The following is a 17,226-nucleotide window of genomic DNA, read 5'->3' on the forward strand; positions in this document are numbered from 1 at the left end:
ATGGTACGCGTGCTTGTAGTATGCCTATTGGTGACGTTAGGAACGAGCCTGTTGGCTCAGCGTTCCTTCCTGCCCGTAAAGGTAGGTCACAAGTGGACTTTTGTGGATTTTTCCCATACGGTTAGACTGGACACCAGCCGGCAATTTGACTATCTGGGTGATGTCCAGCTTCCCTGGCTCGACAATGGCCGGCCTTCGGGATTTTATCTGGTTGAATCTGACGAAAAGCTTGGTTTGGTCGACCAATCTTTTCAACTCGTCATTCCACCGGCCTGGGACGAGATTTATCCTGTTTCCACAGAGCTGTTCCTGGTTTTTGACAGTTTGTACGCCGTCGTTGATGCCCGTGGAACCGATCTGCTGGCCGGCTCCCGCTATGATGTAATTCGCACAGTGCCGGAAGTGGGAGACAGTTTATTCCTGGTGAAGCAAAGGGACAAATGGGGAGCACAGAAAAAAGGGGAACCTATTCCCGCTCTACCTACCATTTACAGTGAGCTGGAATACCTACCGGTGAGCGATGGCCTGTTCAAAGTCAAACCGAACGCAAAGGACAGCGCCTGGATCGTAGTGGATTGGACCCAACGCGCATTGCCGGCCCTGGAACGCCCTCAAAAAGTGATACTTCCGGCCGGCAGTAACTACCTTATTACTCGCGAGGATATCGGAACCAACTGGATCATCCGCGATCTCGCGGGTGCTCCGCAGATGACTCTAAGATCGGGAGCGCGTATCAAGTCGCTGCACAACAATACACTCTTCGCTTACCGGGAGGAAGCTAACGGACCTTTTACCGTTTTGGTACTAGGAGAGCAAATCGAAACGCTGGACATGAAATTTGACACGGTAATGGCCGTGGACCGGGATATGGCCCTATACCGGACCGGCCGTCAGTCCGGCCTTATTTTTCCCAACGGAGATCAAATCGTTTTGGAACAGCTTAATAGTTTGGAATTTATAGATACCAACCAGGATCTGTTCCGGATCATCAGTTCAGCACCGGGCCGGCAGGCTACCGGGAAATGGGGGCTTTTTTCGAAATCGGCCCGGTCGATCCTCCTTCCCTGCCAGTATGACTCTATTGGTGTCTTTCAAGGCAACCTGGCCCGCTGTTATCTCGACGGCAAAGTAGGCCTCCTTAATAGTTCCCCCGCCGAAGTGATCCCTCCCCGCTTTGAAAGTATCCCGGATATCGGAGCGGGCATCCAAAAGGTACAGTGTTATTGGTCCGATAGCACCATGGTCTACTACCTGTCCGAATCCGGCGCTCTGGACGGGGAGCCCTATGTCGATAGGGCGGTATTCGTCAGCGGCCGGGGAATGTATTATGGATTAAATTTTAATTACCAGGATGATACGACCCAGAGGTTTATCCCACCGGCCAACCGTATAGATAACCGACCCTATTTGACCGATGTCAATAACAATGAAGAACCGGACACCATCTGGGAAAACCAGGACAAGTACCTGATCGTATCGGTGGACAATTATCAGGTCGTAGAGCGTATAACAGAAACCCGGACCCGTCGGAGGTACGTTCCTACGGAAAGAGAAAAGCGAAGAGCGGAAAGGAGGAAAAGCAATGGAAAAAGCAGTCGACTAAAAAGTAATTTTTTCACCCGCCTTTTTCCATTCCTACAACCCAAACGCAAAGGAACCCACCAAAAGGAAGTGAAAACTTCCGAACACTGGAAAATTACCTTTGAAGCACAGGGGCAAACGAGGAGGTGTACGGACGTAAATTGGGAACTGGTTTACCACACTGCCCGGGGCGAAAACCTCATTGCTAATGACTTCACTACTTTTGGTAGTAGCCGGAACCGGGGACAGCGGATCAGTATTTTCCTTCGGGATCAGCAGCGATTCCTGCCGGACCTGTCCATTCTGGGTATCCGCCTGCAGGATTTCCGGCAAGGCCTTCCTTATGCGGCCTTTATCGACCTGGAAGGACGAATGGGACTGATCGATAAAGCGGGCAATCAGGTACTGGATACCGGCGGGCAACCGCTGAGGTTTGCTTATATCGGTGTGCCCGGAGAAGGTAAAATACCGGCCGCTACGGCTGATTCCCCAATCGGGCTCGTGTATTCGCGGACATTACACAACCAAACGCGGGAAAGCTTCCACGTCAGCATCCAGAATAATAATTTCTCGACAAGACGTGGACAAACCACCTCCCAGCCTCCAAAATGGGGTTTCATCGATTCTGAAGGCAATGAGCTCATCCCTTTTGCCTACGACCGGGTCGGCCCGTTCGTGGACAGTTTCTCAATCGTGATGAAAGCAGGGAAACAGGGCGTCATCAATGCGGAGAACGAAACCATCGTACCTTTTCTGTACGATTATATTCAGGACAAAAAAGAATACTGGCGAGTAAGCAATTATGTGGATCGGGGGCAATCCCTCTTCTACGATTTCCGGGGGAGACAGCTGCCCGATAAGAAAAGTGCTCAGTTATCCACCCGCGGGGAGACGTTATTCCCCCGTCGGTCGACCACCGACCCGCCGCTTTACGGTTACGCCAATAGTTTGGGAAAAATGGTCATCCCTGCCCGTTATGAGACAGCCGGCTATTTTTCGGATGGTGTTGCTGCCGTCCGATTGGATAAAAAATGGTTCTTTATCGATCAGCGGGACAGCATTCGGTTTGCGGTAGATCCTTCCCTGCGGGGCATCCAGCGGGTTTTGGAGTTCCACGAAGGGCTCTGTGCCGTGCAGCGGATCACTGATCCAGGAAGCAGCAAAAGAGGGAACCGAAAAACCGGCTATCTGGATCCTAACGGCAGCCTGGTCATCGATACGAAATATCACCTAGCGGGCAATTTCCAGAACGGACACGCGATCGTGGCTATCCTGGATTTTGATCATTACGACGAGAGACTGATGAGCAGTGTTCCGGGCAGCTACGGCATAATCAACCGTTCCGGCAACCAAATCATACCGGTCGACTACGAAGGAATTATCCCACTAAACGAAGCCGGCCTGAGCGTAGTGAAAAGCCGGGATTCCATTTTCAATCAGGGGGTAGTCGACCTAAGTGGCCAATTGATATCAAACGGATTCCATAAATCTGCCAAAGTATTTCCGGATGGCTTTGCCACTTTTGACGGTTTTGAATGGCGGATATTCGACCGACAAAGTCAGCCGATCGATTTTCCCTTCGAGCTCATTTCCGATATCAACTATTTTTCCGAAGGTCATCTCTTGGTGCAAGATGGAGAAGAATCCTGGCATCACCTCTTTTTTGATGGCAAAGAAGTCAAAATCCTGCAGGGAGATTTCGATACTGCCCGTCCCTTCACTGGTGATTACACCCTCGTGAGCCGATCCGGTCTAAGTTTTCTCTATCGTAAAGACGAATTCCTGTTCAAGGCACCGAATGCAGGCAGGTTTACGGGTTGGTCCGGAGATCTGGCGACCGTCGATAATCATTATTACGTCAATCTGGAATTACAGAATTTATTTCAACGGGATTTCAATTCGGCTGGCGCCTTTAAAAACGGTGTGGCGAAAGTCAGCCTGAAAGGCCGCTCCGGCGTCATCAATCGCCGGGGCATGTTTGTGGTACCGCCCAAATTCACCAACATCACGATCGGAGACGACTACATTGAAGTAAGACCTCTTCCCCGGAAAATTGGTCTGATCAGCAGGGCCGGCAAGGTCCTGATCCCCGTTGAATACGATCAACTCGATCCCTTAAACGAAGATATTATTCGGGTAGAAAAAGGAGACCGCATCGGTTACTATCGCAAGGACGGCCAAGTGATCTGGAAACCAGAGGTGGTTTGGCGGTGATGCCGGAAAGACGTATTACTTTAGCTGGCAGTAGGTTTTATTCTTCAAAATTTTAAAAAGCGTTAAAGGCGTTCTTTGCTTAACAATAGCAATAAAAAGTCAACTTTTCGCTCTTTTCGCCCGATCGAAATTTATTAGTATATGAGTCATGCGACTCAGGGGTGAAAGTCCCGTAGGGACGAACTATAGGTAGCCCGTCCAATCATTTAGGAGGTTCGCGTGCTGTAGGCACGCAATGTGATTTTACATAGCATACCTACGGCATGCTAAGCCGGAAAATGATCATTTGGCTACCTATATTTTGTGTCTAAAGACACATTTTAAAAAGGAAATTGCATTTTGCGGCCCCTGCTCCTGGCCGGCAACAAGATTCGTTTGCGGCCCTTCATCTTCACTTCCTCCTCTAATTTTTATCATACGGCTTTAAAAGAAAGATTAACGTCCTGAAGGCGACCTGGGTACATTCTGGTTAGTTGTGACACATCTGGTAAATCGGCTAAAAACCAAACCTAAAAACCCAAATAACCACTATCATGACCCAGTCTCATTTTATCACCGGAGCGACCGGCTTTGTCGGCTCCTACGTACTGATCGAACTACTCAAACAAACCAACGACACCATCTACTGTTTGGTAAGACCCAAAGAAGACCAGGCTCCCGAAGCGCGGATCTTCGGACTGCTGGACAAACTGATCCCGGCTTATCAAGAAAACCCGGCCCTGCTGGCCGCCGCCCGTCGTCGGGTACGGATCGTAGCCGGTGACCTCAGTGAAAGCGTGTTGGAGATTGCACCCCGGATCGAAAGTCCCATAAATTGCTTCTGGCACGTGGCCGCTTCCCTGAATTACGAGGAGCGCTTCGCCGACCAGATCTTCGAGACCAATGTGATGGGTACGCACTACGCCCTGCGCCTGGCCAAAAAATTGCAGACCCAGTATTTCAATCATTTCAGCACGGCCTATGTAGTTGGTAAGCAGCAGGGGATCATGCGGGAGGAAGTCGTTCGCCATACGGAAAGCAACAACGCCTATGAGCGCAGTAAAGTGACTTCCGAACTGGAAGTGCTGTCCGCTACCGGGATGCAAACACGTATTTTCCGCCCCAGTATCGTTATCGGGCACAGCCTTACGCACGAAGCGTTTAATTTCAGCGGTATGTACGGATTCCTCCGTCGGCTGGTTCAGTTCAGGGGTATGATGGAACGCATTCAGACCGGTTATCTGGACCGCAACCCGATCCGGATGAAGATGGACCCGCAGGTGCCGCTCAATCTGGTACCGGTGGATCAGGTCGCACAGGAAGCCGTTCAGATCGGAACGACGGCCGCCCCCCAGCGTATTTTCAATTTGACCAATAAAAAAGTGCTCACCGTCGGCGAGACCATCGGTATTATGTTCGACATTGCGGGCGTTTCCCAACCGGAGATCGTCCGGGATGCCGCGGATTTCAACTGGATCGACGAGAAATTCAACGAAAAGATGGAATTCTACAATTCCTATCTGGTTGGCCGGAAGGTATTCGACCGCCGGAATACGGATGCAGCTCTGCAACGCGCGTCGGATCATGATCAATACGCTATCACCCGGGATCGCCTGGTCTATAAAAGCTCATGGTACCTCAATAAACTGCTCAGCAAGCGGGTGCGGATACCCGTATCGCGTTAGGCAATTACTCCCTTATCAACCTTCAACCCAAATCAAAGACCCCATGAATACCCAGGCCGCTTTCATCATCGGTACCGGACGCTGCGGTTCCACCCTACTTTCTAAAATGATCAATGCCTACGCCGGCATCACCAGTGTATCGGAGTTCTTTTCGATGATCACCGACCTGGGTACGATGATCCCCGAAGCCTTCCCGGAAGGCCCGGTTTCCGGGGCAGCATTTTGGAATATCCTGAGTGGGATTTACCCCAAGCAAAACACCATGCTACGGCACGGGGTGGCCATGAAAGAAGTACTGTATACCGACCGGCCCGATGCGGCTTTCCGGGCCGCCACCGGCGTACCGGCCCTTTTGCAAACCACCCTGCCCCATCTGACGGAGGATCACGATGCCTTGTTCGAGGCCTTGGCACGGGAAGTAAGTTGTTGGCCGTCGGCAACGGTTGCCGTCCATTACCAGCAATTCATGCAAACGCTCTGCCGGCAGTTCGGTGATGTACTCTGGGTGGAACGCTCCGGCGGTTCGCTGAGGATCGTGCATCGCCTGTACGAGGCCTTTCCCCGGGCCCGGTACGTTCATCTGGTACGGGACGGCCGGAACTGTGCCCTATCGATGGAAAAACACCTCGGTTTCCGGATGGCGATGCTGTCCTTTCAGATGATCGAGGTCTTGGGTGTCGATCCCTATCTTTCGGACGACCGGGAGTTTGTGGATGATCTGCCCGACGAACTGGTCGATTTCCTGCCCGAAAACTTCAATCCGGAGGCTTTTCGAAATTACAGCGACACCCAGGCTTCCCTCTTCGGTCATTACTGGAGTGGTGAACTGATCCAGGGACTGGAAACACTGCAAAAAATGCCGGCGGAACAACTGCTAACCGTCTCCTACGAAGACCTGCTCGAATATCCCGAAAGAACCTTCCGAACCATAATCGAATTTCTGGCTCCCGACCGAGTGGACATGGATCAGATCCGGGAAGTCTGCCGCCTGGTGGGCCGCCCCCGCTCCGACTGGCAGGCTTTGCCGAAACGGGAACGGGAGTTGCTGGCGCGGTCCTGTGAGCCTGGTTTTATGGCGCTGGAAGCTAATGTCCATTAATGATTCGATGTGAAGGGAAGATGGGGAGACGTGGTGACAAGGTGATGGGGTGACGGGGTGATGGGGTGACGGGGAGACAAGGTGACGGGGTGACGGGGTGACCGTTCTCCGAGTCTCCGGATCTCCTTGTCTCCAAGTCTCCGAATGGTCTCCCATTCTCCAGGTCTCCAAATCTCCTTGTCTCCTTGTCTCCCATTCTCCAGGTCTCCAAGGTCTCCAAGTCAAACCCACCCCCATAAAGCCTGAAAACCAGCCCCCTAGGGTATAATAATTCCACGAAAAAAAATTTCCGCAGCACGTAAAATTTATTTGATTAGCAATTTTTATTTTATATATATTTGTCTGGAAATTCAGTGCGGCCGTTTTAGTTTTTTGCGTCGCGTAGAAAGTAATATTGGACAATCCACCACTTGCGGCATTTGCCCGTAAAAAGCAGAGTATAGAGATGTAGAGCTTCCAAAAGAAATAGTTTAAGACGTTTTCAGATTTGTCCCAATTTTCCTTCCCCCATCTATATTCTTAACTCTTTACCCATTCCCAAGCTGGTAATCAAACACCTATGGATCACTAGGTACGGTCGGTCAGTTTTACTGTAGCGGCTTTACACCAGTTTACCATTTCTTCTATTTAGGAACAACATGTACCGTTAACTCACCTCCTGCGAAATACCCTCGCAGCGGGAAGGGGAATCTTTTATCACTTCACAATATTCTATGGTTTTTAAATACAAATCTAAATGAACCAAAAAAGTCCTGAACTCAACACAACTACTTCTGGGTTGAAGGCAACTCCTCAGTCTTATTTTCTGCCAGTTCCGTCCGGATCGGCGAATTTGTTCCAAAAGCTTAAACCCTATTTTTTACTGATCCTGCTGGCCCACCTCCCCCTGGCCGCTATCTTTGGTCAGGCTGAGATCTTCACAGATGCCAGCGACTATCCTCCCGGTGAAACCGTATACATTCTCGGCTACGGCTTTCTACCCGGCGAATCCGTTCGCCTGCGCGTCGTGCACGTAGGAGAAGGCAATACCGAAACCAGTACAGCGCACCAGCCCTGGTACGTAACGGCGGATACCGACGGCTGGATCAACGCCACCTGGCGCGTGCCGACCGATGAGGACGAGCTGGGTGCCACCCTGCTGCTGACGGCGGACGGGCAAACCTCCAACCGACACGCCGAAACCACCTTTACCGATGCCATTGTGGTTTTCCCGGACGGTATTTCCCTGCCCGGTTCATCCGTCACGACCTGCGGTACCAATGTTCAACTGACGGCTACGATCGCTACCTGCCAGCGGGGATCCGGCGGTGCAACGGATTACGCACCGATCACCTATACCTGGTATTACAATACGACCAACAGCAACGCCATTACGGCATCTACAGTAGAAGTCTTGTCTCTAAACGGTACGGCGGCTAACACCAGCAGTACGATTAACATCAGTTCTACCGCTGGGAATACGCGCTACTTTTTCTGCCAGGTGACGTTCGAAACGGTCAGTAGTGGCGCCAGCTGCGGTGGTAGCGGCCGTCCCGGATACCCGTACACCACCAATGCGTCAGCGATCACCATCAATACCCCGAGCCCGGTTGGTGTGAGTATTGCTTCCAGCGATGCCGATAATACCATCTGTGCAGGAACAGCAGTTACCTTCACGGCGAGCCCGACCAACGGCGGCACTACCCCGACCTACCAGTGGAAACTGAACGGCTCCAATGTCGGTAGTAACCAGAATACCTTTGTCACCAGCTCTCTGGCCGATGGAGACGAGGTAAAAGTGGTGCTTACGTCCAGTGATTTCTGTGCAACCGGTAACCCGGCCACTTCCAATGCGATCGTTACCGCCGTTACTTCGGCTCCGGCCACACCGGGCAGTATTTCCGGTCCGGCAACGGTTTGTCCGAATGAAACGGGCGTTGGTTATTCCATCCAGGCTGTACCCGGCGCCACCAGCTACAACTGGACCCTGCCGGCCGGAGCGTCCATCACTTCCGGTGCCGGCACCAATTCGATCACCGTTAATTTCGGTGGCAGCGGTGGCCAGATCGGTGTCAGTGCGGCGAATGACTGCGGCGTGAGCAGCCCCCGGACAACTACGGTATCCATTGCAGCCACACTCGTCATTGCCGACTGTGCGGACGACCGGATGGCCGACGCCGATGCGGCCTGCGAAGCCGTTGTGCCTAATTTCCTGAACAACGTGACTACCAGTGGCGGCTGTGGCAGCGTGGCCCTGAGCCAATCGCCGGCGGCCGGCACCATCGTGGCCAAGGGTACCCATGTGATCACCATTACGGCCACGGATGATGTAACCTCCGTTTCCTGTACCGCCAACTTTACGGTTAAAGACGTGACCGCTCCGGTGGTCAGCGCTTGTCCCGCCAATATCACGGTGTTCAGCAATAGCGGCGATCCGACCAGTTGTGCGCAAATTGCCACCTGGACGGTCCCTACCGCTACGGATGCCTGCGACGGTGCAGTAGCGTATAACAGCGCAAGCCACACCCCCGGCACCTCTTTCCCGCTGGGCACCACGGCGGTATCCTATACTTTTCAGGATGCAGCCGGTAATGGTTCGGCCTGCAACTTTAGTGTGACCGTGGTGGATAATACCTCACCGGTGAAACCCACGCTGGCCAAGGTCACCGCTTACTGCGAAGTAGAACTGACCGTACCCAGCACCACGGACAACTGTGCCGGTACGATCGACGGTACCACCGCAAATAGCTACTTTGATGAACCCGGCCTGTATACCGTTAGCTGGAAATTCGATGATGGCAACGGAAATGTCAGCTACCAGGATCAGGCAGTGGAAGTGTACGCGGTAAGTGTGGATGCCAGTGCCAGCAGCACGCCGGTACCCTACAACAATGCAATAACCCTGAGTGCAAAGATCTCCCCGGCGGTTAGCGGTATCGAGATCGAGTTTTCGGTAGACGGCGTCTCCAAAGGCACCAGCTTTACGAACGGTACGGGTACGGCTAGCCTGAACATCGGCACCCTGGCGGTAGGCGTTTATCGCGTTACGGCCGCGGCCCTGCCCAATTGCGGTGAGTCCGCGGATGTGTACCTGCCGGTCTACGATCCGAACGGCGGCTTCCTCACCGGCGGTGGCTGGATCAGTTCGCCCCAGGGAGCACTGGTAGCCAGTCCGCTGATCACGGGTAAAGCTAATTTTGGCTTCGTGGCCAAATATAAGAAGGGAAGCAGCCAGGTGGACGGCAATACCGAATTCCAGTTCTCCGCCGGAGGTTTCAACTTCAAGAGCAATTTCCACGATGCCGGCACCCTGGTTATTTCCGGGCCAAAAGCCACTTATCGGGGTGTTGGTACGGTAAACGGCAGCGGTAACTACGGCTTTGTGGTCATCGCTATCGACGGTGCCCTCAACGGCAGCGGCGGCACGGACCAGTTCCGGATCAAAATCTGGGATAAAGACAATAACGACAGTGTAGTGTACGATAACCAAAACGGCGCCTTTGAAAACTCCGGTGCCGCCACGACGATCGGCGGCGGTTCCATCGTTATCCACGAGGCGAAAGGGAAGAGCGCCGGCAGCAAGGTAGAAGATCCGCAAATTGCCCTGGGTTACGGTGAACAGTCCCTGGATCTCAGTGTAAAGGTGACCCCCAACCCCACCTCTGCGATATTCCAGTTCCGACTGGACGGTAATGCCGACCTTCCGGTAACGATCCGGGTAATCGACCTGAGTGGTCGCCTGATCGAGACCCGCACAACGGTGACCGGGCAAAACCTGGAGCTCGGAGCAAACTATGTACCCGGTGTCTATATCGCCCGGGTTAGTCAGGGAGCCATGACCCAGGTGGTCCGACTGATCAAGCAGTAATTGCTTCGTTGAATTATTGACAAAACGGATACCGGTGCCGATCTGGCACCGGTATTTTTTTGCCTGACCGGCCCCTCAGATCTTTTGGCACCCTCCCCGGTGACCACCAGAGCCTTCCCTTCTCCCCTCCTACTCTTTCCCGGGAGAACGCGGTAAGTCCAGACCAATTCCTTGGACATCCTCCGAAATTCCATTATTTTAACCCATCCTTTCCAAAATGGAGCATTGTTCCATTGTAACCCCTCAATCCATTATTTTCAAACGATCCAAGCCGAATCATGACCAGAACGATCTTACTATCTATCTGCCTGCTATTCCTGTTTTCGCAAACCCTTTGGGCACAGCCCACCGAGATCCCTTCTTCTCTCGCCCGGGGATTCACACTGCGAAATCTGACGCCCTACCAGACCGGCGGCCGGATCGCCGACCTGGAAGTCGATCCCAACAACCGGGCGATCTGGTTCGCGGCGGTCGCCTCGGGCAATGTCTGGCGCACCAAAAATGCCGGAGTGACCTGGGATCCCGTATTCGACAACTACGGCTCCTACTCCACCGGGGTAGTCAAGATCGACCCGAATAATTCCAACATCGTCTGGCTCGGCACCGGTGAGAACAATGCGCAGCGTTCGGTCAGCAAGGGCGACGGCATATACAAAAGTGTGGACGGCGGCAGTACCTGGACCAATATGGGGCTCAAAACTTCCGAGCACATCGGCACGATCGTGGTCGATCCCCGCAATTCGGAGGTAGTGTACGTGGCGGCGCAGGGCAGCGTGTGGATGCCGGGCGGCGAACGCGGATTGTACAAAACGACCGATGGCGGCAGCACCTGGGAGCGCATCCTGCACATCAGTGAAAATACCGGTATTTCCGAGATCATTTTCGACCCCCGCAATCCGGATATCCTGTTGGTCTCCTCCTACCAGCGGCGTCGGCATCCGGGTGTGCTGGTGGCCGGTGGACCCGACGGCGGCATCTGGAAAACCACCGATGCGGGGCAAAACTGGGAAAAATTGAAAAATGGACTGCCCGGCGGCGATCTCGGCCGGATCGGGCTGGCCATATCTCCGCAACAGCCGGATGTGGTCTACGCACTGATCGCCGGTACGGACGATACCAAAGGATTTTACCGCTCGGCCAATCTGGGCGAGAACTGGACCAAGATGAGCGATTACATGGTCATCGATGCCCAGTACTATATGGAGCTGTATCCCGATCCGCACCAGTTCGATAAGGTATACAGCGTCAATACCCTTATCGGCGTCACCGAGGACGGCGGCCGGACCTTCAGGAACATGAACAACCGGGATATGCACGTCGATCACCACGATATCGTCTTCGATCCCGATCATCCGGACCACATCCTGATCGGCAATGACGGCGGCATCTACGAAACCTGGGACGGTACCCAAAGCTGGCGCTTTTTTGACAATCTGCCCCTCACCCAGTTCTACCGGGTAGGGATCGACAATGCTTATCCGTTCTACAATGTGTACGGTGGCACACAGGATAATGCCACCCTGGGTGGCCCCTCCCAAAGCATCAGCCGGGGAGGCGTCGGGAACAGTGACTGGTTCGTGACCACGGGCGGCGATGGTTTCCAGACCCGGGTCGATCCGGATGATCCCAATATTGTCTACAGCCAGTCCCAGTACGGTAATCTGGTGCGTTACGACCGGAAAAGCCAGGAGCGCATTTCCATCAAACCCCAACCGGGGGCAGGAGAAGCGCCCCTGCGGTGGCACTGGAATGCACCACTCCTGATCAGTCCCCACAGCGGCAGCCGTTTGTATTTCGCCGCCGAGCGCGTTTTCCGGAGTGACAACCGGGGCCATTCCTGGACGGCCGTGAGCGATGATCTCAGCCTCAACCGGGACCGCAACCGCCTGGAAGTGATGGATCGGGTCTGGGGCGTAGACGCGGTTTTCAAAAATGTCTGGACCTCTCCGATGGGCACCATTGTGGCCCTGGACGAAAGCCCCCTGACCGAAGGTCTGATCTACGCCGGCACGGATGACGGGCAGATCAGCGTCACCCGGGACGGAGGGACCAACTGGGAGCGGCTCGGCCCCATCCGGAGCGTACCGGAGCATACCTATGTGGCCGACCTGCACGCTTCCCGGACCGATCCCAATACGGTATTCGCGGTCTTTAACAACCATAAATTCGGTGATTACCGCCCCTATATCTACCGCAGCGATGATGCCGGCCGCAGCTGGAGTTCTATTGCGGGAGATCTGCCGGAAGGGGAATACCTCTGGTCTGTCTACCAGGATCATGTCCGGCCCGAACTACTCTTCCTCGGAGCGGAATACGGCCTGTACTTCAGCCTGAACGGAGGGCGTCAGTGGACCAAATTTTCCCGCGGCATCCCCACCATCGCCATTCGTGATCTGGAGATCCAGCAGCGGGAGGATGACCTGGTGGCCGCTTCCTTTGGACGAGGATTTTACATTTTGGATGACTATTCGCCTTTGCGGGAGATCACGCAGGAAATGCTCGACCGGGAGGTCTACCTGTTCCCGGTCCGGGAAGCCCTGCAGTACGTAGAAGGCAGCGGTGGTGGCGGATCCCTGGGCGCTACCGCAATGAGTTCCTCCAATCCACGTTTCGGGGCCCAGATCACCTATTACCTCAGGGAGGGCACCAAAACGCTGAAACAACAGCGCCGCGAAGCAGAAGCGGCCAAAGTCAAAGCCGGCGATCCGGTGTATTATCCGGACTGGGAGGACCTGGCCGACGAACGCATGGAGCAATCGCCCAGGACAGTGATCTCCATTTTCGATGCCGCCGGTAACAAGATCAACACGGTGACCGGTCCGCTGGCCAAAGGCATCCACCGCGTCCACTGGGACCTGGAGGATCATAACGGCATCAAGGTGACTGCCGGGACCTACACCGCCCGGATCGCAACGGTCGTGAACGGCGTTTGGCGGGATACGGATATCTCCCAATCTTTCGAGGTCAAATTGCTGGAAAATGCCACTATCCCCGCGAGTGATCTGGCCGACCGCACGGCCTTTCTCCAGCAGGCTACGGCTTTGCGGAGTGAAGTTCGCCGGTCACAACGGATTCTGTCTTCCGTGTCGGAAGAGATCAGCAGGGCTATTTCCGCTGCGTTGGGATCGCCCCAACTGCACGGGGAAACTTACGAAAAACTGATCACCCTGGAAAAAAGACTACACCAGTTCCGCCTTAGTCTGGAAGGCAATGAGCTGATGACCGAAAAGATGGAGTTGATCCCTCCCGCCATCACGTCCCGGCTGTGGAACGCTACTTCCGCGAACCGGACGAGTTCCGCCCCCACGGAGACCCAGCGGGAGGATTACCGGATCGCGGAGCAGGAGTATGCTTCCCTAGCGGCTGAATACAATCGCTTCGTGCAGGAAGAACTTACGCCCATGGCCAAACAGCTGAACGATGCCGGCACTTCGGTGATCCTTACCTTGCAACAATTCGGCACCCGTTAACGGATTTCGATCTTTCTCAATACCGCTCATTTTCCTACCGGTTGAACAACAGACGGGGAGTGCGGAAGCAAGTAGTACCGAAGAGTGAAAATTAATAAAGCTTGTCTTCACCGCGAAGGCCGCGAAGTTTTACAATGACTTCTTTCGAGAAAATTTGCTTCAGCAAATTTTTCAATCTTTTGCGACATTAACGGTTAAGTACGCAAAGGTTAGTGAATTTGACGACGGCAAATCCACTAACAAGCTTAGCGTCTTTGTGCCTCCGCGGTGAAATTCAGTCATTTCTGGTTTTCGATTTTTAACTATTAATGTCCCTCACTAGTTGCTTACTCACTCCCCGCCGCTTTATCCGGAACTTCCAAAAACAAATCACCCAAATGGGTGAAAAATAACTGCTACTCCCAGAATATTTTTGCTCCGAAAAGATCATTCCCGGTCTGGTATAGCCGATTGGTGGCACCCCCGTATTACCAGACCTACAGTTCCTAACGATTTTATTAATCCTGAAAGCATGAGAACATTCACACACCTAAAACCCACATTTTTATTATTTTTTTTCTTCCTTTTCGGACCGTTACTCCAGGCACAACTCTGTACCGATCCCGGATTTCCTCCCGAGATAATCTCCAAAAACGTCAAAAATCTGACCGACGCCGAGATCGTTGATCTGGATATGGACGGATACCGGGACATCGTGGTGGCCTCCGGTTCTGACAACAAGGTCATCTGGCTGGAAAATGATGGTACGCAAACCTTTACCGAGCACGACATCTCTACCAGCATGTCCGGTGTATCGGATATCTCGATCGTAGATTTTGATCAGGACGGTGATCCGGACATTGTTGCGGCCTGTGCGGGCAATGGCGATCTATATTTCATTGAGAATCTCGGCGAAGCACTGGCCTTCGTGGACCGCTTCCTGGTCACTATCATTGGCATCGCCTCTATCGATGTAGCCGATATCGATCGGGATGGCGACTGGGATATCGGCTACGCCAGCCCCTCCCAGAAAACCGTAGGCTATGTGCTCAATAGTAGTCCGACCTTCACCGCTGTACCGGTATCGAGCAGCGTGCCCGGAGCCAGTGCGGTCGATGCGCTGGACCTGGACCAGGACGGTGATGTCGACCTGATGGCCGCCTCGCCCGACGATGGCCTAGTGGTCGTTTTCTGGAATGACGGCAGTCTTTCGTTTAGCGGCGAAGATCTGGCCAGTGGCATTCAGGGGGTTACCTCCTTCCAGGTAGCCGATCTTAACCGGGACGGTTCTCCGGATTTCGTAGCCTGCATTCCGACGGATGAGGAGATCATCCTGTTCAAAAATGACGGCAGCAATAACTTCAGTCCCGAAGGGGTCGACAATAGTTCCGAGGGCGTCGCCTGGGTTTCGGTAGCGGACGTAAACGGCGACGGCACCTACGATGTCCTTGGAGCCAGCCCGACCGCTGAGGTGCTCTTTTGGTACAGCCATGCCGGAGATCTAAGTTTTGATCGCCAGGTTGTTTCCCAGGACTTACCGGGTGCACTAACGGCGGCGGTCGGCGATCTGGATCGTGACGGCGACCTGGATATTATTTCCGGCAGCCCATCGGACGGCGGACTGACCTTCTTCGAGAATACCTGCGAGCAGTGTACAGGCATCGCTTTCAACTCCATAAGCATCAACGCCGGAGGCACGAATAACCCCATCCGCGGCACCCTGGCGGATATGGATATGGACGGCGACATCGATATCCTTTCCAATTACAATCCGACCCAAGGGGTCTACCTCACCGTCAATCAGGGAAATGGCACCTTCGCTACCCCGGCACTGATCGGCGGCACCTCCAATACCAACTGGCTGGAAGCCGGTGATATCGACGGCGACGGCGATCCGGATGTTATCGCCTCTTCGGCGGCATTGCCGGGTCTGAGCTGGTTCGAAAACGACGGAAGCCCTCCCTACACGGAGCATACTATTTCCAGCACTGTATCTTATCTGAATATTGATATTGGTGACCTGGATGGCGATGGTGATCTGGACATAGTGGGAGGAAACGGACTCAATATTAACTGGTGGATCAATGATGGTGCAGGTAACTTCACCTCTCAGACTATATCCGTATTGAGTATGCAGTACGCGACGCTTACGATGGTCGACCTCGACCAGGACGGAGATATGGATATCCTCACGGGTTCTACCGGAAGTAACCGGATCGACTGGATGGATAACCAGGGCAGCCAGACATTCCTGTTGCGTTCCATTTCCGCAACCCGGCCCAGTAATCACCTAATTGCCGAAGATATAGATATGGACGGGGACCTCGACGTTGTATCTATCGACCGGAATGGTGACCGGATGGACTGGTACGAGAACAACGGCTCCCAGGCTTTTACCGAACACGCCATCGACACCCCTAACGGTCCGTACGAGATCGGATCGGCGGACCTGGATCAGGACGGTGATCCGGATCTGGTGACGGGCAGCATCAGCAGCGGCCCCATCCGCTGGTACGAGAATGACGGTGGCACCTTTACCTCCCATTTGTTCGGGCCGGGCACCCTTCACGCCTTCATCGCACCGGCGGACATAGACCAGGATGGCACCCCGGACCTCGTCTCTTTTGCTTCGCTTTCGGATGAGATCTACGTGCACTACAATTACTGCAGTACCATCTGCGGGGAAGATGACCTAACGGTAACGGACAGTCCGGTATCGCCCGGCACTTACCACGGCGCGCAAACCCTCTGGTCCGATGCCGAAATAGACGGTAGTGATGTAGTCGTTATTTTCAAAGCGGGTACCTCGATCACCCTCGCTCCGGGCTTCCAGGTGACGGGTGGGGCCGAATTCCACGCCCTGATCGAAGACTGCCCCACTCCCAGCAATTTAACCGAAGCGCCGCCGGCAACGGCCAGTCGGCGCAACTTTCCACTGGATAAAACGGATCTACCCGCCGGCAAGACCATCTCGGTAGTACCCAACCCAAGCCGGGGTGAAGCCACGATTCTGTACGAGCTGGCCGAAACCGGTCCGGTTAAATTATCCGTGCAGGACCTCCAGGGCAGGACGGTCCGTACGATACTTTCCGGTACCCGCCAGGAATCCGGCCAACATCAGTTGCAGTTGAATGTGCAGGACCTGGAAGCGGGATTCTACATTGTTCGGCTGGAAACCGAACGGGAATTCCGTACGATTAAGATCGTCGTTATGGATTAAACGGATCACAGGTCCGACCCGGGCCGACGGTTGATCCTTGGTTCAACACAGTATTGATCTCCATTGAGCAGGGCAGGAAAGAGAATTGGAAGCTTTCCTGCCCTGTTTGTTCACCCACTCACCCACTCACCCACTCACCCACTCACCCACTC

General features: G+C 53.9%; 6 protein-coding genes. All 6 read left to right on the forward strand.

Features of this window, described 5'->3' with window-relative positions; genetic code table 11:
- The 6 genes from CRP01_RS02070 (at window position 1) to CRP01_RS02095 (ending at window position 17,074) form a co-directional block, all read left to right on the forward strand.
- Complete coding sequence (locus tag CRP01_RS02070) at window positions 1–3,795, forward strand: WG repeat-containing protein (RefSeq protein WP_099148333.1); 3,795 nt, start codon at window positions 1–3, stop codon at window positions 3,793–3,795.
- A gap of 533 nt (window positions 3,796–4,328) precedes the next feature.
- Window positions 4,329–5,459, forward strand: a complete 1,131-nt coding sequence (locus CRP01_RS02075) for an SDR family oxidoreductase (RefSeq protein ID WP_099148334.1) — start codon at window positions 4,329–4,331, stop codon at window positions 5,457–5,459.
- Between the two features lie 43 nt (window positions 5,460–5,502).
- Window positions 5,503–6,558 carry a sulfotransferase gene (locus CRP01_RS02080; RefSeq protein WP_170110185.1) on the forward strand — a complete coding sequence of 352 codons (1,056 nt, stop codon included), beginning with the start codon at window positions 5,503–5,505 and terminating at the stop codon, window positions 6,556–6,558.
- Window positions 6,559–7,294: 736 nt separating this feature from the next.
- Window positions 7,295–10,405, forward strand: a complete 3,111-nt coding sequence (locus CRP01_RS02085; RefSeq protein ID WP_099148336.1) for an HYR domain-containing protein — start codon at window positions 7,295–7,297, stop codon at window positions 10,403–10,405.
- 278 nt (window positions 10,406–10,683) lie between these two features.
- Window positions 10,684–13,875 carry a VPS10 domain-containing protein gene (locus CRP01_RS02090; protein WP_099148337.1) on the forward strand — a complete coding sequence of 1,064 codons (3,192 nt, stop codon included), beginning with the start codon at window positions 10,684–10,686 and terminating at the stop codon, window positions 13,873–13,875.
- A 511-nt stretch (window positions 13,876–14,386) separates the two neighbouring features.
- Window positions 14,387–17,074, forward strand: coding sequence for a T9SS type A sorting domain-containing protein (locus CRP01_RS02095; RefSeq protein ID WP_099148338.1), 2,688 nt, complete (start codon window positions 14,387–14,389; stop codon window positions 17,072–17,074).
- Window positions 17,075–17,226: the final 152 nt, after the last annotated feature.

Source organism: Flavilitoribacter nigricans DSM 23189 = NBRC 102662, from assembly GCF_002646595.1.
GTDB lineage: Bacteria > Bacteroidota > Bacteroidia > Chitinophagales > Saprospiraceae > Flavilitoribacter > Flavilitoribacter nigricans.

Bases quoted from the DNA above. Each gene is read 5' to 3' on its own strand.
- CRP01_RS02070 (WP_099148333.1), top strand. From the start codon at position 1: ATGGTACGCGTGCTTGTAGTATGCCTATTGGTGACGTTAGGAACGAGC.
- CRP01_RS02075 (WP_099148334.1), top strand. From the start codon at position 4,329: ATGACCCAGTCTCATTTTATCACCGGAGCGACCGGCTTTGTCGGCTCC.
- CRP01_RS02080 (WP_170110185.1), top strand. From the start codon at position 5,503: ATGAATACCCAGGCCGCTTTCATCATCGGTACCGGACGCTGCGGTTCC.
- CRP01_RS02085 (WP_099148336.1), top strand. From the start codon at position 7,295: ATGAACCAAAAAAGTCCTGAACTCAACACAACTACTTCTGGGTTGAAG.
- CRP01_RS02090 (WP_099148337.1), top strand. From the start codon at position 10,684: ATGACCAGAACGATCTTACTATCTATCTGCCTGCTATTCCTGTTTTCG.
- CRP01_RS02095 (WP_099148338.1), top strand. From the start codon at position 14,387: ATGAGAACATTCACACACCTAAAACCCACATTTTTATTATTTTTTTTC.